This is a genomic window from uncultured Psychroserpens sp. (assembly GCF_947492715.1).
GTDB lineage: Bacteria > Bacteroidota > Bacteroidia > Flavobacteriales > Flavobacteriaceae > Psychroserpens.
In genome coordinates this window covers 760,944-786,653 of record NZ_CANLNS010000001.1, presented here as the reverse complement: position 1 = coordinate 786,653, position 25,710 = coordinate 760,944, and the positions used below count along the sequence as shown (strand labels likewise).

General features: G+C 32.7%; 25 protein-coding genes. 13 read left to right on the top strand and 12 right to left on the bottom strand.

Annotated elements, in window-relative coordinates:
- Positions 1-39 precede the first annotated feature (39 nt).
- The 4 genes from Q0787_RS03595 to Q0787_RS03580 all read left to right on the top strand — a co-directional run bounded on the left by Q0787_RS03595 (position 40) and on the right by Q0787_RS03580 (position 6,786).
- The gene (locus Q0787_RS03595; protein WP_298900865.1) at positions 40-2,244 is read left to right on the top strand and encodes a peptidase domain-containing ABC transporter; all 2,205 of its coding nucleotides are present in this window, start codon (positions 40-42) and stop codon (positions 2,242-2,244) included.
- Between the two features lie 179 nt (positions 2,245-2,423).
- Positions 2,424-3,635, top strand: a complete 1,212-nt coding sequence (locus Q0787_RS03590; protein WP_298900864.1) for a lanthionine synthetase C family protein — start codon at positions 2,424-2,426, stop codon at positions 3,633-3,635.
- 9 nt (positions 3,636-3,644) lie between these two features.
- Positions 3,645-5,903 carry a lantibiotic dehydratase family protein gene (locus Q0787_RS03585; RefSeq protein WP_298900862.1) on the top strand — a complete coding sequence of 753 codons (2,259 nt, stop codon included), beginning with the start codon at positions 3,645-3,647 and terminating at the stop codon, positions 5,901-5,903.
- Positions 5,896-6,786, top strand: a complete 891-nt coding sequence (locus tag Q0787_RS03580; RefSeq protein ID WP_298900860.1) for a thiopeptide-type bacteriocin biosynthesis protein — start codon at positions 5,896-5,898, stop codon at positions 6,784-6,786. The genes Q0787_RS03585 and Q0787_RS03580 overlap by 8 nt, the downstream gene beginning before the upstream one ends.
- Positions 6,787-6,981: 195 nt before the next feature.
- Here Q0787_RS03580 and Q0787_RS03575 read toward each other — a convergent pair whose 3' ends face one another.
- From Q0787_RS03575 to Q0787_RS03555, 5 genes are all read right to left on the bottom strand, one after another.
- On the bottom strand, positions 6,982-8,316 hold the full coding sequence (locus tag Q0787_RS03575) for a T9SS type A sorting domain-containing protein (protein WP_298900859.1): 1,335 nt from the start codon (positions 8,314-8,316) through the stop codon (positions 6,982-6,984).
- A gap of 151 nt (positions 8,317-8,467) precedes the next feature.
- Positions 8,468-8,857: a hypothetical protein gene (locus tag Q0787_RS03570; RefSeq protein WP_298900858.1), complete on the bottom strand. Its 390-nt coding sequence runs from the start codon at positions 8,855-8,857 to the stop codon at positions 8,468-8,470.
- A 37-nt stretch (positions 8,858-8,894) separates the two neighbouring features.
- Positions 8,895-9,443, bottom strand: coding sequence for a carboxymuconolactone decarboxylase family protein (locus Q0787_RS03565; protein WP_298900857.1), 549 nt, complete (start codon positions 9,441-9,443; stop codon positions 8,895-8,897).
- 371 nt (positions 9,444-9,814) lie between these two features.
- On the bottom strand, positions 9,815-10,654 hold the full coding sequence (locus tag Q0787_RS03560) for an AraC family transcriptional regulator (protein ID WP_298900856.1): 840 nt from the start codon (positions 10,652-10,654) through the stop codon (positions 9,815-9,817).
- 45 nt (positions 10,655-10,699) lie between these two features.
- Positions 10,700-13,108 carry a hypothetical protein gene (locus Q0787_RS03555; RefSeq protein WP_298900855.1) on the bottom strand — a complete coding sequence of 803 codons (2,409 nt, stop codon included), beginning with the start codon at positions 13,106-13,108 and terminating at the stop codon, positions 10,700-10,702.
- Positions 13,109-13,396: 288 nt separating this feature from the next.
- Between Q0787_RS03555 and Q0787_RS03550 the strand changes: the two genes are divergently transcribed.
- The 4 genes from Q0787_RS03550 (at position 13,397) to Q0787_RS03535 (ending at position 16,186) form a co-directional block, all read left to right on the top strand.
- Positions 13,397-13,864: a GNAT family N-acetyltransferase gene (locus Q0787_RS03550; protein WP_298900854.1), complete on the top strand. Its 468-nt coding sequence runs from the start codon at positions 13,397-13,399 to the stop codon at positions 13,862-13,864.
- Between the two features lie 53 nt (positions 13,865-13,917).
- Entirely contained in the window at positions 13,918-14,499 is a 582-nt protein-coding gene (locus Q0787_RS03545) for a TetR/AcrR family transcriptional regulator (RefSeq protein ID WP_298900853.1), read from the top strand.
- Between the two features lie 50 nt (positions 14,500-14,549).
- Positions 14,550-15,443, top strand: coding sequence for a hypothetical protein (locus Q0787_RS03540; RefSeq protein WP_298900852.1), 894 nt, complete (start codon positions 14,550-14,552; stop codon positions 15,441-15,443).
- A 404-nt stretch (positions 15,444-15,847) separates the two neighbouring features.
- A complete protein-coding gene (locus Q0787_RS03535) occupies positions 15,848-16,186 on the top strand; it encodes a T9SS type A sorting domain-containing protein (RefSeq protein WP_298900851.1) in 339 nt (112 codons plus the stop codon).
- Between the two features lie 4 nt (positions 16,187-16,190).
- Here Q0787_RS03535 and metG read toward each other — a convergent pair whose 3' ends face one another.
- The gene (gene metG, locus Q0787_RS03530; protein ID WP_298900850.1) at positions 16,191-18,236 is read right to left on the bottom strand and encodes a methionine--tRNA ligase; all 2,046 of its coding nucleotides are present in this window, start codon (positions 18,234-18,236) and stop codon (positions 16,191-16,193) included.
- Positions 18,237-18,446: 210 nt separating this feature from the next.
- Between metG and Q0787_RS03525 the strand changes: the two genes are divergently transcribed.
- Genes Q0787_RS03525 through Q0787_RS03515 form a run of 3 tightly spaced genes read left to right on the top strand, consistent with a single transcriptional unit; the run spans position 18,447 to position 20,587 of the window.
- On the top strand, positions 18,447-19,460 hold the full coding sequence (locus Q0787_RS03525; RefSeq protein WP_298900849.1) for an LD-carboxypeptidase: 1,014 nt from the start codon (positions 18,447-18,449) through the stop codon (positions 19,458-19,460).
- A gap of 1 nt (position 19,461) precedes the next feature.
- Positions 19,462-20,223 carry a HEAT repeat domain-containing protein gene (locus Q0787_RS03520; RefSeq protein ID WP_298900848.1) on the top strand — a complete coding sequence of 254 codons (762 nt, stop codon included), beginning with the start codon at positions 19,462-19,464 and terminating at the stop codon, positions 20,221-20,223.
- Between the two features lie 4 nt (positions 20,224-20,227).
- Entirely contained in the window at positions 20,228-20,587 is a 360-nt protein-coding gene (locus Q0787_RS03515) for a YraN family protein (RefSeq protein WP_298900847.1), read from the top strand.
- Here Q0787_RS03515 and Q0787_RS03510 read toward each other — a convergent pair.
- On the bottom strand, positions 20,584-20,922 hold the full coding sequence (locus tag Q0787_RS03510; RefSeq protein WP_298900846.1) for a hypothetical protein: 339 nt from the start codon (positions 20,920-20,922) through the stop codon (positions 20,584-20,586). The two genes, Q0787_RS03515 and Q0787_RS03510, sit on opposite strands and share 4 nt — an antisense overlap.
- Before the next feature lie 276 nt (positions 20,923-21,198).
- Here Q0787_RS03510 and Q0787_RS03505 point away from each other — a divergent pair, with 276 nt between their 5' ends.
- Complete coding sequence (locus Q0787_RS03505; RefSeq protein WP_298900845.1) at positions 21,199-21,750, top strand: hypothetical protein; 552 nt, start codon at positions 21,199-21,201, stop codon at positions 21,748-21,750.
- A 2-nt stretch (positions 21,751-21,752) separates the two neighbouring features.
- Here Q0787_RS03505 and nadD read toward each other — a convergent pair whose 3' ends face one another.
- The 3 genes from nadD to Q0787_RS03490 are packed head-to-tail and all read right to left on the bottom strand — an operon-like array spanning position 21,753 to position 23,805.
- Positions 21,753-22,331, bottom strand: a complete 579-nt coding sequence (nadD, locus tag Q0787_RS03500; RefSeq protein ID WP_298900844.1) for a nicotinate (nicotinamide) nucleotide adenylyltransferase — start codon at positions 22,329-22,331, stop codon at positions 21,753-21,755.
- Entirely contained in the window at positions 22,328-22,906 is a 579-nt protein-coding gene (gmk, locus tag Q0787_RS03495) for a guanylate kinase (RefSeq protein WP_298901519.1), read from the bottom strand. The genes nadD and gmk overlap by 4 nt, the downstream gene beginning before the upstream one ends.
- 38 nt (positions 22,907-22,944) lie before the next feature.
- Positions 22,945-23,805: a YicC/YloC family endoribonuclease gene (locus tag Q0787_RS03490; RefSeq protein ID WP_298900843.1), complete on the bottom strand. Its 861-nt coding sequence runs from the start codon at positions 23,803-23,805 to the stop codon at positions 22,945-22,947.
- 96 nt (positions 23,806-23,901) lie between these two features.
- Between Q0787_RS03490 and Q0787_RS03485 the strand changes: the two genes are divergently transcribed.
- Complete coding sequence (locus Q0787_RS03485; protein ID WP_298900841.1) at positions 23,902-24,378, top strand: thioesterase family protein; 477 nt, start codon at positions 23,902-23,904, stop codon at positions 24,376-24,378.
- Here the strand turns inward: Q0787_RS03485 and Q0787_RS03480 are convergent.
- Both Q0787_RS03480 and Q0787_RS03475 read right to left on the bottom strand, forming a co-directional pair.
- Positions 24,370-25,263, bottom strand: a complete 894-nt coding sequence (locus tag Q0787_RS03480; RefSeq protein ID WP_298900840.1) for a DMT family transporter — start codon at positions 25,261-25,263, stop codon at positions 24,370-24,372. The two genes, Q0787_RS03485 and Q0787_RS03480, sit on opposite strands and share 9 nt — an antisense overlap.
- Positions 25,256-25,615, bottom strand: a complete 360-nt coding sequence (locus Q0787_RS03475) for an arsenate reductase family protein (protein ID WP_298900838.1) — start codon at positions 25,613-25,615, stop codon at positions 25,256-25,258. The genes Q0787_RS03480 and Q0787_RS03475 overlap by 8 nt, the downstream gene beginning before the upstream one ends.
- Positions 25,616-25,710 lie beyond the last annotated feature (95 nt).

Sequence of the window (25,710 nt, the reverse complement as noted above, 5' to 3'; positions counted from 1 at the left end):
GAGAATGAAGGCCATTTAAAAACAAAGTGTTTAAGATATATGAAGTTAATTCCTCAACATGATCAAATGGATTGCGGTCCAGCGTGTATTGCAATGATATCTGCCTATTTTGGAAAGAAACATCCTATTGACTATATCAGGAATATTTCATATTTAAAGCGCGATGGCGTGAGTCTGAGAGGTATTTCTGAAGCTGCAGAAAAAATAGGATTTAGTACACATGCAAGTATGCTAGATCTCGAAACTTTTGATATTGAAGGTACCTTTCCTTGCGTACTTCACTGGAATCAAAATCATTTTGTAGTACTCTATGACCATAAAAAAAATATATTCACAGGAAAATATAAATATAAAATTGCAGATCCATCTCATGGTTTAATTTCTTTAAATGAAGAAGATTTTAAGTCTAGATGGCTTACCGAAAATAATAAAGGCGTAGCACTCTTTCTGCATCCAACAGAAGCGTTTCATGAGATGGAAGTCATCAAAAGAAAACGTATAGATTTTAAATTTTTAATTGGATTTTTAAAACCATATAAGAAAGAGGTTTTTCAGCTATTTCTAGGGCTTTTAGCAGGAAGTTTGTTTACCTTAATTTTTCCTTTTCTAACACAATCGTTAATAGATAAAGGGGTTGAGAGTAAAAGTTTGAGTATAGTCTTTATTATTCTACTGGCTCAAGTGTTTTTGTTTTTAGGCTCTATTGTTATTGAGATTGTACGTAATTGGATTATGCTCTATATAGGAACAAGGATTAATATTTCGATTATTTCAGATTTCTTCAAGAAAATACTAAAACTCCCTATTAACTTTTTTGACTCTAAACTCATTGGTGATTTTAATCAAAGAATTCAAGACCATGAACGAATAGAAGAGTTTTTAACATCGCAGTCATTAGTGACACTATTTTCGATAATTAATTTTTCAATATTCTTTTTTGTCCTGTTGTATTATGACTACAAAATTGTGGTTGCGTATTCCATTCTAACCTTAGTTGCAGTATTATGGTCTGTATATTTTTTGAAAAAAAGAAGGATTTTAGATTATTATCGTTTCCAACGAAGAGGTGAAAACCAAGAATCTATATATGAAATGATTAATGGAATTCAGGAGATTAAACTGAATAATTTCGAAGACTTTAAAAGAAAAGAATGGGAGACAATCCAAGTGAAACTTTTTGGCGTTAACCTTAGAGCTTTAAAATTAGATCAGTTTCAATTAATGGGGTTTAATTTTATTAATCAACTTAAAAACATTTTGGTCACTTTTATTGCAGCTAGAGAGGTGATTTTTGGAAATATCACTTTAGGATCAATGCTAGCCATAGCATATATTATTGGTCAAATGAACTCTCCGGTAAACCAATTAATTAGCTTTTTTAGATCGCTTCAAGATGCTAGGCTCAGCATGGAACGTTTAAGTGAAGTTCAAGATCAAGAAGAGGAGGAAAAAGAAGGACAAATAATACTAAGTGAAAAGGATCTGTATTATCAAAATGGTGTTGAAAAAGGTATACGATTAAATGATCTTGATTATCAATATGAAGGCCCCAAATCGCCTTTTGTTTTAAAAGACATTAACCTATTTATTCCTGAAGGAAAAACCACAGCTATTGTTGGAGCTAGTGGTAGCGGAAAAACCACACTAATGAAAATTCTGCTAAAATTTTATGACCCAATACATGGAAGCATTTTTGTAAATCAACATAACTTATTAAATATATCACCAAAAAACTGGAGAGAGAATTGTGGCGTAGTGATGCAAGAAGGATACATATTTGCTGGTACTATTGAAAGAAATATCGCTACTGGAGATGAAGAGATAGATCAGGAGAGAATGCGATTTGCAATTAAAACAGCCAATATTGAAGAGTTTATTTCAGGATTACCTCAAAAATTAAAAACTAAAATTGGTGCTTCTGGAAATGGTATTTCTGGCGGACAAAAGCAAAGAATACTTATTGCAAGGTCTGTTTATAAAAACCCACACTATATCTTTTTTGATGAAGCGACTAGTGCCTTAGATGCCGAAAACGAAAAAATCATACATAATAATTTGCAGGCATTTTTTAAAGATAAAACAGTGGTCATCATTGCGCATAGATTAAGTACTGTTAAAAACGCAGATCAAATTGTTGTATTAAAAGGAGGGGAAATTGTAGAGTTAGGATCACATACAGATTTGGTTAACAATAAATCAAACTATTATAATCTTGTCAAGAATCAATTAGAATTAGGATCATAATATGGAAAATAATTTAGAAAAAGAATTAGATAAAAATAGATTCGCTGTTGTAAAATACGGGCTTATTATTTTGTCCTTAGTTATTGTGCTAATTCTATATGCTTTGTTACTTCTTAAAATAGATGGCGAACCAATACTTTATATGGTAATGGATTATTATTTCAGATAAAATTAAACTTATGAATACACATCTCTTAGAAGCCAAACTGGCAGAGATTAGCAAAATAATTAAGAAAGAATATATTAATGAGCAACACATAGGATTGGCGTCTGGTCTATCAGGTATGGTATTATTTCAATTCTATTATTCGAAATATTTGGATGTTGAAAACCATGCCGATTTAGGGACGCAGATACTAGGTCATTGTGTCGAAAAAATAAACCAAGGTTATAATTCACCGCTTTATTCTAATGGTATTGCAGGGTTTGGATGGACTTTAGATTTTTTGGAGCTGAACGAATTTATTGAAGTAAGCAGTGATGACTTACTTAAAGATTTGGACGATTATTTATACACAGTTTTAAATGCTAATTTTAAACAAGAAAATTATGATTTTCTGCATGGAGCTATAGGGCAAGCCTATTACTTTTTGTATCGTTATCAGAATACAAACTCTGTTGAACTCAAAGAAAAGTATAGACTAATTTTATTAGAGTTTATCTCATTTTTAGAAGACCACTCACGAAAAGAAGGAAATGGTTTAAAGTGGTTATCAACATTAACATTTCAGCCTGTAGAAAAGGGCTATAACCTTTGCTTATCACATGGTATATCTAGCATTGTATTTATGCTTTCCAAACTTCATGAAAAAGCCGAATTTAAAGCTAAAACCGAGCCACTTTTAACTGGTGCTATAAACTATATAAAGAGCTTTAAAAGCACCGAAAAAGAAGCCTATTGCTTGTTTCCTAATTGGGTAACATTAGATGATAAACCACAAGGAAAAAGTAGGATAGCTTGGTGTTATGGCGATTTGGGGATAGGTGTTGCCTTATTCAAAGCATCAAAGACTTTAGGAGATCATAATTTAAAAGAGGAGGCTTTAGAAATCTTAAAGCATACAAGCACTAGAAGAACAACTAAAAGTACTCTAGTTGAAGATGCAGGATTATGTCATGGAGCCTTTGGTAATGCATTAATTTATAATAGACTTTACAGGGAAACTAACGATGCTGTTTTTAAAGATGCCATGGAGTTTTGGATTAATGAAGGCATAGAAATGGCACGTTTTGATGATGGTTTTGCTGGTTATAAAATGTGGAATCCAGATAATGAAACCTGGTCTAATGATGCCTCTTTACTCACTGGAATAACTGGCATTGGATTGGCAATGATTAGTTATTTAAGTGATTTCGATACGCATTGGGATGAATGTTTAATAATAAACTAGTCTATAATTATGGGTAACCGCATTCCGTATAGAAGTTTTTCGAGTTATGTACTAAGAAGTCCACTGTTAACTTTTGATTTTTATAAACAAATAACTAAAAATCAATATGTTTCAGATGAACAGTTTAGGTCAATATGTTCTGATTCTCGCATAAAAGAAGCTGTCTTCCTAGCATCGCCAGCCTTGTCTAAGGCTATTGATAGATGGGTTAATGGTGACATTGAGAATAAAAAAGATATCGATAAACTCAAATGGTCATTATTAAAATATGTCTCTCGAATGTCTTCAAGATGTACACCCTTTGGTTTATTTGCTGGATGTTCGGTTGGGCAATTTGAAGATAACACCAAAATAAATCTTGATGCATGTGAAGATTATAAGCGTCATACCAGATTAGATATGAACTATTTAGTTGCATTATCTCAAGATTTGACTAAAATTGAACATATAAAAAAACAGCTTTTGTTTTTCCCAAACACTAGCATTTACAAAATAGCAAATCAACTGCGCTATATTGAATATAAGTATATTAAAGGGAAACGGTATCATTATATTATTTCCGTAGATCATACGAGTTATTTGGAACAGGTTTTAGTGCGTGCAAAAACAGGAGCGCAGTTGAAGGATTTGGTAAAAGAACTAGTGAGTGATGAGGTAACGGAAGAAGAAGCATACGGTTATGTAGAACAGCTTGTATCGAGCCAATTACTTGTTAGTGAATTTGAACCCTCGGTTTCAGGTCCAGAGTTTTTAGACCAAATGTTTTCAGTACTCAATAAACTAGAAAATGTTGAAAGTATTACACAAAAGCTTTACACTATCAAAGACCAACTTAAAGTCATAGACACTACCATAGGAAATAACACCAAAACATATCAAGACATTATTGCGTTACTCAAAGATTTTGAAACAGAAATTAACCCAAAATTCATGTTTCAAACCGATATGATTATTGGTCAAAAAACGAATACGCTTAATAAAAATATTATTAAAGACCTTCTTAATGGATTACGATTTTTAAATAAAATCAATGTTAAAAGAAAAAACTCAGCATTAACAAAGTTTCGAGATGCTTTTTACGAACGATTTGAAGAAAATGAAGTGCCGTTGTCCCAAGCGCTAGATCCAGAAATTGGATTAGGATATAAGCAAAATCACGGTCATGGCGATATAAATCCATTGGTTGATAATCTCGTTCTAGAATCAAAAAAACCTAAGCATAATGTAAGAGATATTAAATGGTCTTCTGTACATGACTTTCTTCAAAAAAAGTTAATTAGCGCTTTTCAAAATAATGAAACTACCATTTCAATATCAAAACATGATTTTGAAAATGTAGATGAAAATTGGAATGATTTACAGGATACATTTTCCTGTATGATTGAAATTTTTGAGATTGAAGGAAAACAGAAAATTAAGTTTGAAGGATCTGGAAGCTCCAGTGCTGCTAATCTCTTAGGAAGATTTTGTCATGGAGATAAAGAAATAGAAAGGCTCGTACAGGAAATTTCAGATATTGAATCTCAGATGAATTCAAACAAAATCATCGCTGAGATTGTTCATTTACCAGAATCTAGAGTAGGTAATATTTTGATGCGTCCAAATCTAAGAGCATATGAAATCCCCTATTTGGCTAAATCTCTTAAACCTGAACACTACCAACTACCTATAGACGATTTAATGATTTCTATAAAAAATAACACCGAGATTGTATTGCGATCTAAAACACATGATAAGGAAGTCATACCTCGTTTATCTAATGCTCATAATTACAGTCATAATTCATTACCTATTTATCATTTTTTATGTGATCTGCAAACCCAACATACCAGAAGCGAAATATGGTTTGATTATGGACCATTAAGTGATAACTATGAGTTTCTACCCAGAGTAGAATACAATAACCTTATTCTACACGAAGCAACATGGTATATTAAAAAAAATAGAATAGATACATTACTTAAAAGCGAGCATGATGATACTAAGTTAAATGAGGCGATTAGCTTGTTAAGAGATAAATTAAACATACCTAAATACGTCTTATTAGTAGATGGAGATAATCAGCTTTTAGTGAATATGGACAACTTAACCTCTGTTAAAATGCTATTAAACCTAGTACGCAAAAGGAGCATGTTTCAGCTAAAAGAGTTCTTGCTTGCCAGCGGAAGTCCAGTAAAACAAAATTCGCAGTACTGCACCAATCAGGTTATTGTGTCATTTTTTAATGAACGAAAACTAAACAATTCAAACCATCATTTATATGCATAAGGAGATTCAGAGTAAATATATATTGGGTGATCATTGGTTGTATTATAAAATCTATTCAGGACCAAAAACTTCTGATGTGATTTTAACCGAAATCGTCAAACCTTTAACTCAAAAACTAATAGCAGAGAAGATTATTGATAAGTGGTTTTTTATAAGATTTAATGACCCTAAATACCATTTGAGATTACGTTTTTACTGTGTTGACAAAAAGGATGTCGGGTTGATAATCAATGAATTAAATGAACTTCTAAAAGCGTATATACATCAAGGTCTTATTTGGAAGGTTCAGTCAGACACTTATATGAGAGAGTTAAAGAGATATGGCAGTAATACAATAGAATTAGCCGAAGAATTATTTTATCATGATAGTAAAATGATTGTTGATTTCATAGATATGATAGAAGGTGAAGAAGGTGAGGAATTACGTTGGCTTTTTGCTTTAAAGGCTACAGATGCCCTCTTGGAAAGTTTTGAGTATTCTAGCCTTAGAAAGCAAAGTCTATTAAACGACTTAAAAACGGGGTTTGCTTTAGAATTTGGAAAAACCAAATTTTTAGGAAAACAATTAAATGATAAATACAGAGAAGACAGATCTAAAATTGCAAATTTTATAACATTCAAAGAACACGATATTCCAGAGTATGAACCTATAATAGATGTCCTAAGAGAAAGGGAGCGCCACATTAGTACAATTGCTTCTCGTATTCTAAAACTTAATCAAGACCATAAACTAGAATTACATATAGATGATTTAATGGCGAGTTATATCCATATGCTTATGAATAGAGTATTTAAGTCTAAAAACCGATTAAATGAAATGGTATGTTATGATTTTTTATCACGTTACTATCTATCCAAAATTGCACAAAGTAAGGTTAGTTGAGAGGTAGTGATGATGAGGTTATTCGTTACGAATAATCTAGCTTGGTAATAGATAAATTAGTTTAGGGGTAAAATATGATATCTATTGAAGAACAATGAGTGTGCCCTCATAAGGTTCTGTACCAACCAAGCTTTGTTTACGAAAAAACCCACGATTATTAATCGTGGGTTTTTTTATATTTATAATAAGAGTTTATTACTGTCTGATAATCTTTTTAGTTACCGATAAACCAGTAACATCATCTTCTATAGTCATAAAATAAATAGAAGTTCTTAACTCAGATAAATCCATATCAATAGTTCTGTTAATACTAGATACATCTTTATCTAATACAACTCTACCATTAACATCGAATATTGAGATATTAAAATCGCTATCATTATAATTCCCAGGTAATGTAATTCTAAGGTTATCACTAAATGGGTTTGGCGCAACTTCTAAACTTTCTAAAGTGAAATCATCAACACTAAGTGCAGGGCAGAGCGTCCATCCCATATCTTCAAATAACCCACGTGTTATCGGACCAGTATTATGGTTAGCTTGACCATTTCCTATAGAAGGAGTCATTAATGAGTTTATATTGTTATTTGGAAACACAAAATCATCCCAGTGGCTATAACTAGACCCTTGGTTAAATGGGTTTGGTGCCCAATATTCAGGTGCTACACCTCCATTTGCAGCAATAGCCGCAGCACTGTTTGTAAATAAATTTCCACCTGTAAATTGTTGTAATAAATCTGCTGAAGGATCTGTGAAGTCTAAAATAGACACTCCAGCACCATTTTCAACAAAGTTGTCATAAGTACTCACAAAACCACCATTTCTAAGTAATCCTTGAGTATTTGATCCATTAGGTCTTCCAAATCCAGCAAATCCTAAACCATGACCTAACTCATGTAATACAACAGACACAAAGTCAAATTGGTTAAAAAACGGATTAGCATCAGTTCCAAAGTACCAGTTAACTGCATTACTAAAGTTACAGTTAATATCTATAGATGCTTGAGGAGGAAAAGGATCTGTATCACTTCCTGTTAATTTCTCTGCAAGTGCTCTAGGAAAAAGCGTATTTGGTGGTATACCTGCTCCAGTAACTTCAAAATAGCCATTTGGAGCTGCGCTACCTAAAACACCAGGACCTAAAGCTGTATAATTGGCATTAATTCTAATTGGTACTGATGACTCTATAGTATTAGACCAAATATCTACCGCAAATTGAAATGCTGCTTGTGCCTCAGCTGTAAATCCATTATAAGATACAACAAAGTTAGAGCAAGCTGCACCATTTGTATCAGCGCCATCTCTTGCCATAATTAAGTTGTTTGGTATAGAAATTTGTTCTGCATTCGGGTCAAATATTTTTGGGTATTCACAAGTTGGTCCTTCTGGGTAAACAGCTTCGCCAACAATTTGATAGTCCTGAGCGAATGAAAAAGCAGAGCATAGCATAATCAAAGCAAATGCTAGAGCTTTGTTTTGCCTCATTGCTTTAGAGAAAAAATTTCGTGGGTAAGTAGTTTTGTTTTTCATTAATTTTTCTTTTTAATTTTAAACGCTAAAGTTACAAAATAAGTCTGTATTAAGTAAAAGTCGCAATGAAAATAGTATAATTACAGAATTTTAAAACAAAAAAGAGGCTTTTATAATAAAAGCCTCTTTTTCTATCAATCAATCAACTTACCTATTTTACAATAAGTGTATATTGCGGTGTTTTGTTTAACGGACAAAAATAAACGTACTCTCCTTTTGTTAGTTTAGTTTTATTTGAAGTTTGTGTTTCTCCATCTTTTACAACAGATGTTACATAGGCCGTTTTAATGTGGTTTTCTGGCTTTGAAGCATCTTTTCCTTTTGGTACAAGAACAAACCCTACATCTGTTCCTACATTATTATTTGCAACTTCAAAAATGTAAGTACCTTCACTTACGGTTAATGCTTTTTGTGTGAACTCACCTGTAGTTTGCTCTAATGACAACGTTTTTACTTTGCTGTCTTTCATCATTTTATCTTGTGCATTTGTAGTTAATGTAAATGCTAAAACCATTACGAATATTGAAATTATTTTTTTCATCTTGTTTATGTTATTTATATTTATGTTAAGTCTTAAATTATGCTAAAGTTTCTTCTAAGGAAACTGCAACTGGAAAATCAACAGGTACTTGAGTTGTGCGGTGTAAGTAGTTGGTAATTGTAATTTCTCCAACTAAATTAATAGCGTCTGCAAGGTCTCCTTTAGTATATCCAACTTCGAAGAAATTGTCTAATACAGATGCATCTGTTGCACCTCTGTTTACAGTTATGTTTTGTGCTAATTTGGCAAGTGCGTCCAATTTAGGGTTAAATGATGCTTTTCCAGAACGTAATTCTAATACTTCGTTTTCTGTTAAACCATTCATTTTACTAATGGCTGTATGAGCAGATAGGCAATAAACACATTTGTTTATTTCACTTACTGCTAAATTGATAGCTTCTTTTTCTTTATTTGTAAATGCTGTTTTTGCATTAGAAAAAGTTAAATAATTAGATAATGCTGTTTCGCTATGTGCAAGTGTTGCAAAAATGTTAGGAACAAATCCTAAGGCTTTATTTAAATTGTCAAAAATAGCTTGGTTATTTTCGCTTACGTCTTCTCGTGTTGGTACATTAAATGTAGTCATGATATTTATTTTTAAATGTTTGTTATTATTTACATTGCAAAGATGCAATGCCTTATGTTGTTTTAAAATGGTATTTTTTCCTTTTAGGTTGTCAATTTTTCCCTTTTTGTTTTTTTGTCTGGGAAATTAACTGATATGAGGCTTCTCTGCATCACAATAATAATCGTGAATATGTTTTTGTTCACAATGTGTTTTCGGATTAATAGTGTGCATTATTTTTTTGTGACTAGTTCTAAATATTTCAATTAAATTGAAAAGAGATATATGTTTTGTATTCATCTTTATTTGTGTTTTGATTTAACACTACAAAGATGCGATGAACTCATTGTCTAGAACATAGAAGGATTTCCTTTTGAGTTGTCAATTTTTCCCTAAGTAATGGTTTGGGTGTTTTTTTTGAACTCTGAAGGTGTTTGTGAGGTTTGTTTTTTAAATAACCGACTTAAATGCGAGGCATCGTCAAACCCAATGTCGTAAGCGATTTCTTTTGAAGATTTATCGGTATATAGCAATTGACGTTTTGTTTCTAATACAAGACGATCATGTATAATTTGTAAAGGACTCTTGTTGTATTTTGCAAAGCTATTAGATAGGGTCTTTGGTGATTTATTTAGTTTTTCGGCATAAAAAGCCACACCATGTTCTTCTTTATAATGAGTTTCAACTAAAAAATTAAAATGTCTTAGCGTATCATTTTTACTTTTTAATGGCTTAGATTCTTCAGGATTGGATTTAAGTAAGCGCGTTGTTTTTATTATAAATCGAGCCATTAACATACGCAGCATCTCCGCCTGAATGGTATCAGTAGTCTCTAATTCATCTAGAAAGACTTCGTGTAAAACAGAAAATTTCTGCTGTTCAGATGTATTAAGTGAAATTATTGGGATATGCTCATTTCCGAAGAATAATAAACCCGCACAACCCACTTCTTTGTCATGATCTTTTATGCAATAAAATTCTCGGTTAAATTGGTATACAATCACATCACTTCCTTCAATAAACTTGAAATACTGTATGGCTGTGAGCGATAAAATTTGATGGGCTTCAATCGTAAGAGGAACACCATCTACAATAACTTTAATTGGAGATTTACTGGCCCAAACAAAAGTATATAATCCAATTGGTTGCGATGAGGAATAGGAAGATACTAAATCTTCATTACCAACTTTTAAGATGGCATCTGTAGAGAATTCTGTAAATGTTTTTGACATGAATTAATGGTCTCTTTTAATAACAAAACATTACAACATAATATATTAGTTAGATTTTGCAGTATCTATCATTTTAACTTCCGTAAGCAATTCGTTACCATTAATAATACCATTTATATAGAGATTAATACCTTCAATTGTTGAGTTTTTAATTTTAAAACGAATCATTCCGTCTTTGGCAACTTTTAAATTTGGTTTCCAATCTAAGGTGCCATATTCATTAAAAAATTTCGTATTATAAAATTGATATTTAGGTGTGTAATATTGCTTCTCTTCATCAAAAGTTAATGGAAACTCAAAAGATGAAACCTTATTGTTTTTGCCATCGTTTCGGTATAAAAATTCTGGGCTCGTATAAATTTTAATATAACCTGCTTGGCCTCTTATTCCGCCGCCAAAACCAAAGTACTCTACGTCTACGTAATCTATATTCGAAAGATCAAGTGTGGCTAGGATATTAAAATTTGATTCTACCAAAAGCACATCATCTAAATATACTAAAGGAACACTGTTTCCCCAGCTTACTCTAGGGTTTGTTATAGAAAATACGGCGTTTATATAGTCATATTGTGCGTTAAAGCCTATAGAGTTCAAATACACATGCATAGGCGTAGACCGAAGTCTTTCTCTATCGGTTACTTCGAAAATTCTTCCCTTAATTTTTTTCTCCTGAAGTTTTTCTAGGCGCGTTTTTTCTTTTTTACCTGTAATAACCACTTCATCTAAGATTTCGATATCACTCCATGAACTAGGTGTTTTTGGAATTTTAGTACTCGTGCTTATCTGAGAATTTCCAAACAAGGCGTAATCATAAACTTTATCGAACTTTGAAAATGTTGCCGGATAGAACTGTGGATAAATGGATGGAGCTCTTGGCTCTCCTTTTTTGTTAATATATCCAATTTTAAATTGATCTTCCGTATTTGGAAAAAGGCCTTTGGTTAAAATAGCCTTATCATTTTCAGAAATAGTATATAGTTGTGAAGGACTGTTTTTAAGCGGATAACTTATGTAGATTCCAGATTTGGTCTTACCATTTATATTCGAAGTAACCCGAATTCCTTGTTCAAAGTCGTATTTATAAATAGCTTCAAAATTAAATATGTTTGTCCAGTCGTAACTACTCCAACCTTGAGTAAGCAATAGATTATCGAGCTCATAAGATGTTTTTCGGCTGGAATCTTTAAAATAATAACCTGCATTCTCTACAGGGGTTTTAATATAAGGTTGAAGATATATTTGTGATAATAAATTGTGATGATGATTATAGCTTTTAGTATCTGAAGGGAGTACAGATATGCTAACGTTATTGAAACTGTCTAATTGGTAATTGTCTACTTTTAATGTGACTAGTAAAGAATCTTTACTTTGGGTAGCCGAGACAAAATTTGTATGACCTTTTTCAATATCTAAATCGTTAAATATCATACGCTCTAATAAAGGTTTGTTTTCATTATCAAATACAGTGAATATATTAATGCCAGAAAACAACTCTGATTTAGGTACAATCATGGTTTTAGAAAGTGCATTAATTTGAAATGGAATGATACTTATATCATTGCCATTGTGAATGGCCAACTGAAATATCTTCCCTTTTAGCATTGGCATTGAAGCGTCATTAGTTCCAAACTTAACAGAGAGTTTATCTCGTAAATCGTTTACAGACATATTAAAGCCAATGGGTTTAATAGTATTAATTTCTACTGTTTTATCTGTGTCATTATGGTAAATTTTAATGAAATATTTACGATCAGATTGCGGATTAAAAATGACTTTGGTAATGCCAAAAGCATTAAGTTTAAATGCGTTAACAACAACAGCATTGTCATCTATAATTTCGCCTTCGGCATTCGGTAATCCTTTTCCTGATTTATTTTTAACTATAATACCAGCCGTGTTCATTGTATTATAAATGAGATGACCACCTTCTCCCAAAACCTGAATATCTAACTGATCATCAATCTTTTTTGATGCAATTTCGGTTTGCGAATCGGCATCAAGAACACTAAAAACTTGTTGGAAATGATTTTGTTCTTCAAAGTTAAGCATCCAGTTTGTATAGGCTTTAAACATAAATGAACCGCCTTTTAGCTTTTCGTCAATATAAAATACATTAGAAGCCACACCATCAACAATATGAATGAGCTTTTCTTTAATTACTTTTCCGTTGAGATCAGATAGTGTACAATACAAATTGGATGTAAGGTTAGACCTTTTTTTAGTAAACTTATCAAAGGCATATGCCGTAAAACCAAGCATTTCACCATTAATATAGATGGATTTGTTTAAATGAACAAAAACAACTTCCCTTGGTGCTTCGGCATAATCTTCATAAAAATCTGTGATAACATTCTCTTCTGGATTGACCTGCGCATTGAGGCTTAAAACAGAAGATGATAACAACAACAAACAAAAACCGATATTACGTAGGTGAATTAATGTATTAAATTTCATAGTTGATGGATTTAGCTTTTTAGCATATTAAAATATACGTATAAAGAAGATAAAGTTACCCTAAAATGTTCTGTTTTCTTACAAACGCCTTATTATTTTCTGCTTAAACCTGCTTTATGTTGATATTTTAACAATGAACGTTTTAAAAATTGAGGAATCCGTAAAAACACAGAAAGGCCACTTTAATCATTGCAGGCTTTCGTATCTTTAAAGAAACAGTAATGAATAATGTCTACTCAACCAAAACAGACTAGGTTTAAGCAAAATTAACACAAGTAACAATTCTGCATGATATTTAGAAAGGCTAAAATTTCAGACATCTCTACAATTGTAAGTATGCTTGCCGATGACGAGCTTGGTAAAACTAGGGAAAATTTCCAAGAGCCACTTCCAAGCTGTTATAGAGAAGCCTTTAAGAACATTAACAGTGATAGCAACCAAGAATTAATTGTTGTAGAAGATGATAATCACACCGTTATTGGTTCGTTACAATTAACATTTATTCAGTATTTAACCTATCAAGGAGGTATTAGGGCACAAATAGAAGCTGTGCGTATAAGAAAAGATAAAAGAGGCATGGGTCTTGGGCGTACAATGTTTAAATGGGCTATAAATAGAGCTAAAGAACGCCGCGCTCATGTGCTGCAATTAACTACAGATAAAAAACGACCTGGAGCAATTAAGTTTTATCGAGATCTAGGATTCATTCAGTCTCATGAAGGAATGAAATTACACTTTACCGATACATCTGATTAAAAAATTAAACCAATTGGTCTAAATTAAAAATTAATCTTTATATTTGCCTTTCAATGGGATACAAACACAACAAAGAGGATATTTTAGATGTAGGCCAAGACGTTTTTAGAAGAAATGGATACCACAATGTTGGTATTAACCAAATACTGAAAGAGGCGGGAATTCCTAAAGGATCTTTTTATAATTTTTTTGAGTCTAAAGAAGATTTTGCGCAACAAGTTGTGAAACGTTATGGGATGAATAACAAAAACTGGATTCAGAGTTTTTTTGATGATTCAGAATTATCACCCGTAGAATCTTTGAAATCATTTTATGCGATGCTTATTGATATGAACGAAGAGGATGAGTATGCTGGGGGATGTCTTGTAAATAATTTAAGTGTTGAAGTAGGGAGGAATAATGATGCGCTCGCTGTCGAGGCTAATCAATGTTTTTTAAGTTGGATGGATGTTTTTGGTTCTGTTATACTAAAAGGACAAGATTTAGGCGAAATCACTCAGAATTTTTCTGAAACTGAAATAGCAGAATATTTGCACGCTGGCTTTTTTGGAGTACTTGCTAGAGTAAAGGTGACTAGAAATAGAATGTATATGGATAGCTGGCTTGATATGACGTTTAATTTTATAAGAGCTTAAAAAATTTTAATTAAAAATAAGTAGAACGGTCTAATTTAAAATAATTTATTATGAAATATTACCAAAGGGCATTTGCTCTATTATTACTCATTGTTTTTTTGCAATCTTGTAAAACAGTAGACTTAAGATCAGAGGCACTTAAATCTCAATCCATAGAAAATGCCGAAACTAAAGGGCGAGATCTACTAAGTGAAGCTAAATTGGCAATGGGATATGACAAACTTGAGCATACTCAAGTGTATCAAGTTAATGCTAAATTCAATTGGAAAGGCATTTGGCTATTAATGCCTATGAATACATTTCCTGGAAATAACAACAAGGAATTACTACTCAAACTGGCAACTAATAGTTTTGATGGTCAGTTAACATACCTTGAGGGACGAAAAAAGGGAACGATACAAGGCGTTCAATCTTGGACAGGTTATAAGGCAGAGACAAATAGCGATTATTTAAAACGTCATGAATGTGGTCGCTATATTTGGGGATTAGCCACGTATCACTATTTGATGGAGGCTCCAATGCATCTTCCTAAAGCCGAAATTGTAAAATATGCAGGACAAAAAGAAATTGATAACATAAACTATGATACCGTTTATGTCACTTGGGGTAGTGAAGCTCCTAATAAAACATATGATAGGTTATTGGTGTATGTTAACCCAGAAACAAAATTCATTGACCTCTTGGAAGTTACTATTAACGACTTCTTCTTGCCAATGCCTAAAGGATTGCAACATGCTACAGCACGATATGAGAGAACAAAAACAACTATAGGAACCTATTTGCCAAGCCATATTACAATTCAACTCAAATCACCTAAAGACCCTAAAAACAAAGTTTATAGTGTGGGCTTTGATAACTATGAGTTCGATTCGTTCGAAAAAGAAAAACTATACCCTATTCAAGGATTGTCCTATTATGGTTTGTCAAAACCTTCTAAGAAGTAGCAATGTCGTTAGTTTACAGTTAAAGTTTTAAGAGACAATTATGTAGTAATGAAATACTAATTTCATAAGAGTTTAAACTTTCGATGTTGCTTTTTTTGAAAACAAAATAAAAACGTAGTTGCTTAATAAAGATGGTTGATAGCGATTACTTTAATCAGAGAGGGGTTTTATGTATTGAAATCCTTCTTTGATTTTTAAAATTTCTTAATTGTGGAAAATAAAGATATAAATCAAAAATTACCAGAAATAAAGACGAGCGTGCCTTTAATTGTATTCCTATGGTTATGCATAATGAGTATAGCCATTGGCATTATTTGTTTTGTCTTTTAATCACAATGTCATAATTAAATGCTATTTAAACCGTTATTGATAGTCCAACTCATCAATCACTAAGTTCTAGCATCATGAAATATATACGTTTTGTTTTTATCATTATAATGAGTTGTCACACCCTATACGCTCAAGACAAAAAGATTGAATTATCCTCCAAAACACCAATAATTGAAAAAACAGAAGTGTTTAAATGCCACCCCAATCCTGTAGAGAATGACCTGTTTATCATAGGAACTCACAAAATAAAAAGTATTGAAATTATCGACGCCTTAGGTAAAAGTGTGGCCTCATACCAATTTAATAAAAGTATTATTAGAATGGATGTCTCTCAACTAGAAAGTGGGATTTACTTTTTGAAAGCCGTAGATAAAAATGACAAACAAGAAATAAAAAAATTAATTGTGAAATAAGCTCTTAACTTATCTGCAACCCACTATTTACAGTCGTATCTGGATTAACAAATACTAATTTACCTTCAGGAGTTTCGGTCATTAAAATCATACCTTCACTTTCTACACCACGCAAAGCTCTTGGTGCTAAGTTCACTAAAACAGTCACTTGTTTTCCTACAACTTCTTCTGGAGTGAAACTTTCAGCAATACCAGATACAATAGTTCTTGTGTCAATGCCTGTATCTACTTTTAAAATGAGGAGCTTTTTAGTTTTTGGCATTTTTTCGGCCTCAAGAATAGTTCCAACACGCATGTCTAGTTTTGTGAAATCATCAAATGTGATCGTCTCTTTTTGAGGCTCCACTTCTTTATTGGCTGCCTCATTTGCCTTTTTGCTAGCTTCTAATTTATCTAATTGCTCTTGGATGGTTTTGTCTTCAATTTTAGAAAACAATAACTCGCCTTTTCCAATTTGATGATGAGAAGGCAGTAAGATATCTTTAGTTGAAATATCGGCCCACGTGTTGGCATTAGTATCTAAAATACGTTTTAACTTTTCTGAAGTAAACGGTAAAAACGGTTCGCTCAAAGTAGCTAACGCACTAGCAATTTGAAGAGCGACAAACATAATTGTTTTGGTTCTGTCTTCATCAGTTTTCACCAATTTCCAAGGCTCTTCATCAGCCAAATATTTATTCCCTAAACGCGCCAAATTCATTAATTCTTGACTAGCTTCTCTAAATCTATAACGTTCAATAGAGCTTTCAATAACCGATGGATAAGCTTTTACTGCCGCTAAGGTTTCTGTATCAACTTCTGAAAATTCTGAGGCTTCAGGAACAATACCATCATAATATTTGTTGGTAAGCACTACAACTCGATTTATAAAATTTCCGAAGATGGCTACCAATTCATTATTATTTCTTGCCTGAAAATCTTTCCATGTAAAATCATTATCCTTACTTTCAGGAGCATTAGCAGTTAGCGCATAACGCAATACATCCTGCTGATTTGGAAAATCGTTTAAATAGTCTGGCAACCATACAGCCCAATTTTTTGAGGTTGATAATTTGTTGCCTTCCAGGTTTAAAAATTCATTTGCTGGCACATTATCTGGTAAAATATATGACCCTTCAGCTTTGAGCATAGACGGAAAAATAATGCAGTGAAATACAATATTGTCTTTACCTATAAAATGAACGAGTTTGGTGTCTTTGTCTTTCCAATATGGCTCCCAATCTTTACCTTCTTTAGCGGCCCATTCTTTGGTGGCCGAGATGTAACCTATTGGCGCATCAAACCAAACATAAAGTACTTTACCCTCGCCTCCAGGAACCGGAACAGGAATTCCCCAATCTAAATCGCGTGTTACAGCTCTTGGTCTTAAACCATCATCAATCCACGATTTTACTTGTCCGTAAACATTAGGCTTCCAATCTTTTTTATGTCCATTTAAAATCCATTCTCTTAAGAAGTTTTCATGCTTATTAAGTGGTAAAAACCAGTGCTTGGTTTCTTTTAATGTAGGCACATTTCCTGTGATTGCCGATTTCGGATTAATAAGGTCTGTTGCGTTTAAGCTCGAACCACAATTTTCACATTGATCGCCATAGGCTTCTTCGTTTCCACATTTCGGACACGTTCCTGTCACAAATCTATCGGCTAAAAACTGATTAGCTTCTTCATCGTATAACTGCTCTGTGACTTCTTCAACAAATTCGTGTTTATCATACAAAGTTTTAAAAAACTCTGATGCTGTGTCGTGATGAATTTGCGCTGAGGTACGCGAGTAATTGTCAAATGTAATCCCGAAATCTTCAAACGATGTCTTGATAATCGCATGGTATTTATCAACGATATCCTGAGGTGTCACACCTTCTTTTTTTGCTTTAATAGTAATAGGTACACCATGTTCGTCGCTTCCACAAATGAAGGCCACGTCATTTCCAGTTAATCGCTTAAAGCGTGCGTAAATATCTGCAGGCACATAAACACCAGCCAAATGCCCAATGTGTATTGGACCGTTTGTGTAAGGTAAAGCAGCAGTAATAGTATATCGTTTAGACATCTTAAATTCGTTTTAACAAGGCACAAAAGTACGCATTTTGCAAGGGATATTGAAACAAGGATTTATATATTTTGATATAGTTTTTAGGAAGAAATATTCAGATTTTAAATCTGAGAACACCATCACAATACACGTTCTTAATTTTATAATTCATTTATGCTATAAGAATTATTAAATTTAAACGTGTAAAAAAAAATGTACATTTACAATATGTCTAAAATACGCTATGTTTTACTCTTGAGTTGTCTGGTTTTTTTTTTCGGAAATGTAACAGCACAAGAGCAATCTGAACAACAAAAACAAACTGTTTTGATACAACCACCATACCTTAAAGCTGGAGACACTGTTGCCATTGTTGCACCTTCAGGAATATTAAAAAACAGAAACGATGAGGTTGCTCAAGCAGTAACTTTGCTTAAAAGTTGGGGATTACATGCTGTAGTTGGAAAGCATGTCTTTAGCAAAGATGACCATTTTGCAGGTACCGATGAGGAACGTTGTGAAGATTTTCAAAAGGCCCTAGACGATCCAAAAATAAGTGCAATTTGGTGTGCAAGGGGCGGTTACGGAACAGTTAGAATATTAGATAAATTAGATTATACCAAGTTTAAACAAAACCCGAAGTGGCTTATTGGTTATAGTGATATTACGGCCTTACATAATCAATTTCACAATGAAGGTTTTCAAACAATTCATGCACTAATGTGTGTTAGTCTTACCAAAGATTTAAATGATATAGAATATACAATAGAGACGTTTAAATCTGCTTTATTTGGAAAACCGTTGGGTTATGATTTAGATTATTCAACGTATAACAAATTAGGAAATGCTAAAGGGCAATTAGTAGGAGGGAATTTAACGATCCTGCATACTATGTTAGGTTCTGACACGAGTATAGATACCACAGGAAAAATTTTATTTATTGAAGAAATAGGTGAATATAAATACCATATTGACCGCATGCTACAAAGTTTAAAAAGAGCAGGTTATTTTGATCATTGTGCTGGATTGTTAGTAGGAGACATGAGTAAAATGAGAAAAAATACAACGCCTTGGGGAACGTCTGTAGAGCAACTCATTTTAGATGCATTATCAGAGTATGACTTCCCAATTGCCTTTGGGATGCCGGCTGGTCATGAAAAAAATAATTATGCTTTAATTCTAGGAAAGGAGATTGAGTTAAATGTAGCAGGCGATAAAACTTTGGTTAAAATTAGAGAGTAAGATGGCATTTTACGACCTATCCAAACCAGAGCGTGACGCACTTGTTGCAGAAATTAACCAAGAGATAGCTCAAGACTTATCTCAAGCCGAAACAGAACGTATTGTTAGGTGTTTTTCCAATGATGACACCTATGTTCGTAAAACAGGATATCTAGCCATTGGTAAGATTTTTTATGCACAACCTCAGTTACAGAACACTATTTTTTCAGTGTTAAAGGTATTGATGACGTCTGAGGATGAATTGATACGACAAACCGTAATCAATGCTGCTGGCGAGATTGGAAAATTTCATTTTGATAAGATTCAGGTTTTTATGGATACAGGCTTATTTGATAAGCATCATCGTGTAAGAAATGCAGTGATAGGGTCTATAAAAAAAATGGGAGAAAAAAATCCAGAACCCGTTTTAACTTGGTCTAAGTCATATCTTGAACATCCCGATAAGGAGATAAGGCGAGAGATTTGCCATGGTATAGAACTTCGTGGGCGAACGCATCCGCAAGATGTTTTACCATTATTAAAAGTGCTAGAGTTTGATGAAACACGTCGTGTCTCTGAAACTTTGGTGCATGTGCTTGGCCAAATTGCTTATAAGAACGGTTGTTTAAAAACCGTTGTTGAGCACTTAAACACATGGAAAAATAAGGAACTAGTGCAACATGCTCTAGATGAAATTGTAGATGTTCATAATCGCTATAAGAAGTTTGCAGTATTATCTCAAGACGAAGCTATTGCCTATATAGATAAGCATTATAAGTATTAGTAGTATGGCCAATCATAATGAATTAGGAAAAAAAGGCGAACAGCTAGCTGTTAATTTTTTATTGAAAAATGATTACAAGATTGTGGCTCAAAATTATATCTATCAAAAAGCAGAAGTAGATATTATAGCACAAAAAGCAGATGTTTTGGCTGTTGTAGAAGTAAAAACACGATCTTCGATAGATTTTGGAAACCCTCAAGATTTTTTAAAACAGAAACAAATTCAACGCATTATAAAAGCTGTTGATGTATTTATAATGACAAACAATCTTGATGTTGAAGTTAGATTTGATATCATTGCCATTGTAAAAAAAGGAGAAGACTATAGCATTGAGCATTTAAAAAATGCCTTTTATCATTTCTAGAAAATAATATTAAGAGATACTAATACTAATACGTAGTAACAGGTATTAATAATTTTGTCCTTGGCACTTAGTTTCATAAAATGTTTAACTTCATTTCTAACTAAAGTAGACGACAGACTCAATGAAAGAATAATTACTGCCGAAAAAATAAACCAATATAACGAATCTGGATAGGTAAGAAAATAACCAGTTGCAATAAAAGCAACAATTAATGTTGCCGAAATGCCAAATTTAATCCGTCCCAATTTAGTGAGATTATTTCTCGTAACACAATCATAAATCTTATATAATAAGACAGCTAAAAGGGAAAAACCTATAATAAGCGTGTAACTCATGCGGGATTTAAAATTTGACAATAAAAATAGCTAATTTTTTTTGATGTATAAAATTTTTTTTCAGCAAGTTTATAACATCATTATATGATGTTAACGAAGTTATTGAAATAATATTATGCTAAACATTATTTTTTTCAAAAATTAATCCATCAAAAACATTTAATTGTAGGAAAAAACTTCATATACATAATATTTTGAGTATTTTATCTAAAAAAAAGAAACTTAATCGGTTTAATTTATAGATTTAAATTATTGAACCCCAAAATAATTTTTGAAATGAAACGATTGAACCTACTTACTTTTTTAGTTTTTTTATGTGTTTTTGGATGTACAGAAAATGAAATTATCGATAATTCTGTGAATCCTGAATCGATAACTACGAATTCAGATGAACCTTGTTTTTCGACGACATTAATGGCTGGTCAACATCATGTTGCGGGATCAGTTACTTTGGATGTTGATGGAGACAACTTAATTATAACATATGTTAGTGATGGAGAATGGGTTATTGGAACTACTCATTTGAGTATTGGCAATTGTGATGACGATTGGGTTCCTCTTACCGGAGCAGGTAACCCTCAAGTTGGTCTGTTTGAATATACTGAGCCGTATTCAGCAGGGCCATATGAAGTTGTATATATTATTAGTTTAGAAGGTTTAGACGATAACATTTGTTTTGCAGCGCATGCCGAGGTAGATGGGCCTACAGGAGAAGAAACTGCTTGGGCGGAAGGCACTGAGTTTTCTGGAAATGGTTGGGCAATGTTTGTTGAGACAACATTAACAGAATGTGAAGACGATGATGACGGCAGTAACACGCCTTTTTAGCTTTATTTATAAAAATTCATTTCATCCAAATATTCCCATACATGTTTGGGTAACATCGGACGAACATTTTTTCCGTTTTTAATAGATTTTCGAATAAAAGTTGATGATAATTCCATAATAGGAGCATCGACCTTATGAATTTTTCTGTGTGCATTAAATTGTGTGTCTACATTTCCTTCTGAAATTCTAGGGTAAACATAAATGTTATGATGCTCTAATATGAGTTCATAGTTTTTCCATTTGTGGAAACTTTTCAAATTATCCTCACCCATAATTAATGAGAATTCATGTTTAGGATATTTATCTTGAAGGTGAGCTAATGTATTAACAGTGTAATTAGGTTGTGGTAAATTAAATTCTATGTCACTAGGTTCTAATTTAATATAGTCTTCAGTTGCGCGATAAACCATTTCAAAACGTTGACGATTATCTAGAAGTGAACTCTTCTTTTTAAAAGGACTATGGGGTGTGACCACAAACCATATTTTATCCAAATCGCTATATTCTGCTAAATGATTGGCAATGGTAAGATGACCAATATGAATTGGATTAAATGTACCAAAATATAAGCCTATTTTCATGACTTGTTATTGATAAAATTAGAAACTAAATCATAGGCGTCATCTAAAGCTTTATCTAAATCTTTATTAACAACAATTTTGTCAAATGAGCGGGCTGTTGCCAATTCTACTGGAGCTTTTGCAATGCGCATATTAATTTTTTCTCTACTTTCTTCCCCTCTTTCTTTAAGTCTTCTAATGAGTTCATTTACATTTGGAGGTTTAATAAAAAGTGCTAAAGTTTCTTCTGGATATTTATCTTTAATTCTTAAACCACCCGAAACGTCAATGTCAAAAATAACGTGTTTTCCTTGTGCCCAAATACGTTCTACCTCTGCGTTCAAGGTGCCGTAGTAATTTTCAGGATACACTTCTTCCCATTCTAAAAACTCATTGTTTTTACGCTTTTTCTTGAAATCTGCTAGCGATAGAAAATAGTAATCCTTTCCATCAATTTCCTCGCCGCGTTTTTCTCTGGAAGTTGCCGATATTGAGAATTCTAAATTGAGCTCTTCCTGTTTTAATAAGTGCCTAACAATTGTCGTTTTTCCAGAACCCGATGGTGCCGAAACAACTATTAATTTTCCTCTTTTTATGGTGTTATCTTTTTCCACAAATGTGATTTATAATGTTGTTATAGAACATTCAATAATTGTTCCTTAATTTTTTCCAGCTCGTCTTTCATTTGTACAACCAATTTTTGCATTGGCGCATGATTAGATTTAGATCCTATAGTGTTGATTTCTCTTCCCATTTCCTGAGAAATAAATCCAAGTTTTTTCCCGTTAGAATCAGCCGATTTTAAAGCTTTCTGAAAATAATCAAGGTGATTACTTAATCTAACTTTCTCTTCAGTTATATCAAATTTTTCTATGTAATAAACCAACTCTTGTTCAAAACGATTTTCATCAACTTTTTCCTTTATTTCTGAAATTCCTTTTGCTAAACGTTCTCTTACACCATCAATACGATCTGGATCCATGGCAACGACTTGCTCTAGTAATTCGGAAATGTTCTGAACCCTATTTATGAAATCTGTTTCAAGACTCTTTCCTTCGTCTAAACGATATTGATGAATTTTTTCAAGACTACTGTCAATCGCTTCAGAAATTTGCTTCCACTCGTTTTCATCAATTTCATCACGTTCTGTAGTGACTGCATCTGGTAATCGAATAGCCATTTTTAAATATTCGGTTTCATCTCCAGTATGTATAACTTCTTTTAATTGTTTAATATATTGTTTAACAACTGTTTTATTGATTTGCGTTGAAGTTTCTTCTCCAGTAATTTCCATATAAAGTGAAAAGTCAACTTTGCCTCTTACTAGTGTTGATGCAATACGCTTTCTTATACTCAATTCTTTTTCACGATACATCGAAGGCATACGCGCATTAAGATCAAGGTTTTTACTGTTGAGTGATTTTATTTCAATCGAAATTTTTTTTGTTGGGAGCTGTAATACAGATTTCCCATAGCCTGTCATTGATTGTATCATGAACAAATTTTAAAAGTTGAGCAAAGGTAAGGAAAATCGTAAAGCGAGATAAGTTGATTATAAAAAACAATAACTTTACGGTTTTAATACCAAACTATGTACAAAAAAGATTTCGAAATTCGCTGGAGTGATATAGACGCAAATGGACATTTAGCCAATTCTGCCTACACCAATTTTATGAGTCATACTAGAATGGGCTTTTTTATTGAATATGGTTTTTCAATGGAAGAACTTTCAAAATTTAATATTGGTCCTGTCGTGTTTTATGAACACACTTATTATTTCAAAGAATCATTTATTGGCAAACCTGTTACGGTGAGTTTAGAGTTATCTGGATTAAGTGACGATGGGATGTTTTTTAAATTCGAGCATAATTTTTACAATCATAAAGGTGAACATCTAGCGTCGAGTGATATGCTGGGATCGTGGATTGACTTAAAGACCCGAAAATTGACGGTTTTACCAGAACAACTTCTTAAAAGATCTAAGATATTTCCAAGAACAAAACATTTTAAAACGCTCACTAAAGCCGATACTAGAATACATGGGAAATTTCCTAAAAACTTAACCTAAAACTTTTGGTTTTTTGGTTACCAAATAAACTCCAGAGAAGATCAATAGCATAGCGATTATCTTTACTGGGCTTATAGCGTCTACACCCATGACAATAGCAAATATACCCGCAATTACGGGTTGTAAATAGATGAAAACACCAACAGTAGATGCCTTAAGAGATCTAAGGGCAAACGGATTCAACACGTAAGTTGCAAATGTTGCTCCAACAACGACAAACACTACCGAAAGCCACACATAAGGTGTAAATGTGTGCCATTGAATTTCTTTCGTCTCGGCATATCCAAAAGGTAAAACAAATATCAAACCAAGTAAAAACAACCATTTTATAAGGGTAAAGGGATGGTATTTGGATGTTAGTTTCTTGATAATTATAATATATATACTATATGAAATTGCATTAATAAAAATAAACAAGTTGCCTAAAGGAACATTATCTCCAACTCTAGTAGATTTGCCTAACAAGGTGAGTAAAACCCCGCCACAAAACCCCAAAACAACACCTAATACTTTGAGTTTGGTTATTTTTTCAGATAAGAAAAAAGAAGACAGAATGAGGATAATTATTGGGGTAATGGTTACAATAACTGAAGCATGTATTGGTGTCGTTAACTCTAATCCTTTTAAAAATAATAACATGTTAATGGCAACCCCAAATAGCGCACCTAAAAGAAAAGTGCCATAATCTTTTTTGTCAATTTTTTCACGTTTTAAAAACAACCCAGTAAGCCAAAATAGTAAAGTGGCTCCTCCCACTCTTAAGACAACAAAAGCAAAGGGTTTAACGAAATTTTCGTTTATGACAATTTTTGCAAAAGTATAGTTAAGTCCATACAATAGTTGAACCATAAACAATGCTATAATTGCATATTTTCTATTATTCATGTGAGTGGATAAAGGCTCTAGCCGCTTCTACAGTTTTGGAACTGTTGCCAATAAATATTTTGTTGTTAAATACAATGACTGGCCTGCTTAAAAATGTATAATGATCTAAGATGTAATGTTTGAAATCTTTTTCACTAAGGTTTAGATCTTTTAGCCCCATTTCTTTGTAAAGTTTCGCACGCTTACTAAATAAAGCCTCATAACTTCCAGCTAAGGTTTTGAGCGCTTCAATTTGTTTAACCGTTATGGCTTCGGTTTTTATATCCTGAAAGATAACATCATCAGGTAAATTCAAAGATTTGATAATCCTAACACATGTGCTACAGGTTTTTAAATGGTATATTTTTTTCATCGTGCTCTTATTTACAAACCTTGAGTGTTGTCAAGACTTTTTATTAGTTATATGCTTTGCAAAGTAAACTGATTTCAAAAGAAAATTAGTTACTT